The sequence below is a fragment of the Mesotoga sp. genome, assembly GCF_035363035.1.
Classification (GTDB): domain Bacteria; phylum Thermotogota; class Thermotogae; order Petrotogales; family Kosmotogaceae; genus Mesotoga.
Genome location: NZ_DAOSEH010000172.1, coordinates 1 through 1552, shown reverse-complemented (window position 1 = coordinate 1552; position 1552 = coordinate 1). Strand labels below are relative to the sequence as shown.

Below are 1552 nucleotides of genomic sequence, written 5' to 3'. Positions count from 1 at the left end.
GGTGCAATTGACCATACATTCTTTGACGAACAGGCTGTCAAGCAGTACTTTGATCTGGATTCGACCGTTGATGTGGTCGTCTTCGGGCATTCGCACGTGCCGCTCGTCAATCGCTACGAAAATGAGTATGACAGAGAAAAAGTATATGCCAACAGCGGTACATGGATTGACGAAAATCTGATCGGTCTGGAAAGGTGCTTTGTGGTTATCGAATCCGGTAAGCAGTTCACAGACGTTCGCCTGATGGAGTATCATGCGGATGGAACGATAAGCAATACCGAACAGAAGTAAGGACTCTGCTCTAATATAAAACCGGCTTTCATCAACTGAAACAGTGGCGGGAGCCGGTTTCTTTTAGTTTCTTCGCTACCCAATCGGTGTCCAGATTAGGTCCGAATCACACTTCGTCCAGAAGAGTGGACTCGTCAACTCACCACCCGCCACGACTCTTAAGAACTGTGAGCGTTTGTTCATAACCATCACCGCCTTCAAACACTGGATATCTTTTCCAATCTGGTCATATAGTGATAGAATTGTTTAATTCGGACTCTTCGGGGAGGAGATGAGACCGTGCTTACGGAGGCTCTGTTCGAAGGGACTTTCGGTCGCGAACGCCAGAAGCACCGACCGGTGCTTCTCTCCCCGGCCTTGCTGGTGATAGATCTTCAAAATTACTTCAGTGACAGAAAATCGCTGGCCTATCTGGAAGGAATCGAAAAGGTTGTGGCCAGTGTGGGCAGACTCGTAGAAGGGTTCGTCAGCTGCCGCCTGCCGGTAGCTTCGACCGTTCACAGGGGTGGCTCGAAGATGATGGAGGAGTGGTGGGGCAACACCGTAGCCGATCGCTGGGCCATTCCTCAGTTCAGCGATTTTCCCGTCTTCTACAAAGATAGTTACGACGCCTTCCAGGGAACCGCGCTTGACGCTTTCCTAATAGACAGAGGGGTTAACCAGCTCGTAATTTGCGGCGTGAGAACGCATCTGTGCTGTGAGACTACGGCGAGATCGGCCTTCGTCAAGGATTACGGAACTGTTATGGTCGAAGATGCCCTGTGCGATAAAGATGTCGATCAGCACGTCCGGTCGCTCAAAAACCTTGCCAGCGGCTTTTCGGCCGTGTCAAACACTCCGGAGATTTTGGATTTGCTTAGGGAGCGTTTATGATCAACACGGTGGGAGTCGTCGGAGCCGGACCGGCCGGTGTCGCAGCCGCGATCATGCTCAAAAGATACGGGATCGAAGTGCTGATTTTCGAGCGGCGAACTGTGGGCGGTCTCCTCAACAACGCCTGGCGTGTAGAAAACTTCCCTCCGCTCGAACCATGCACCGGAGAGGAGCTCTGTCGAAAGCTGGAAGATCGCCTCAACGTCAACGACATCGCGATAATTCCCGAAGAGGTCACGGCTGTTCGCGATAGAATCATCGTTACCCGCAGGGCCCGATACACGGTCGATTACACTTTAGTAGCCACCGGAACCGCGCCGAAGAGGCTTCCCTCGCTCGAGACCTGCTCAAGGGTGGTTTACGAATACAGGGATATCCCCCCGGGAAC

General features: G+C 52.4%; 2 protein-coding genes and 1 pseudogene. All 3 read left to right on the top strand.

Features of this window, described 5'->3' with window-relative positions; translation table 11 throughout:
• A pseudogene (locus PKX57_RS12165) lies at positions 1-291 on the top strand (metallophosphoesterase); the annotation flags it as partial.
• 279 nt (positions 292-570) lie between these two features.
• Complete coding sequence (locus tag PKX57_RS12160) at positions 571-1164, top strand: isochorismatase family protein (RefSeq protein WP_213920424.1); 594 nt, start codon at positions 571-573, stop codon at positions 1162-1164.
• Positions 1161-1552 (top strand): FAD-dependent oxidoreductase (locus tag PKX57_RS12155; protein WP_472417586.1); only part of this gene is annotated, 392 nt, incomplete at its 3' end. The genes PKX57_RS12160 and PKX57_RS12155, both read left to right, overlap by 4 nt.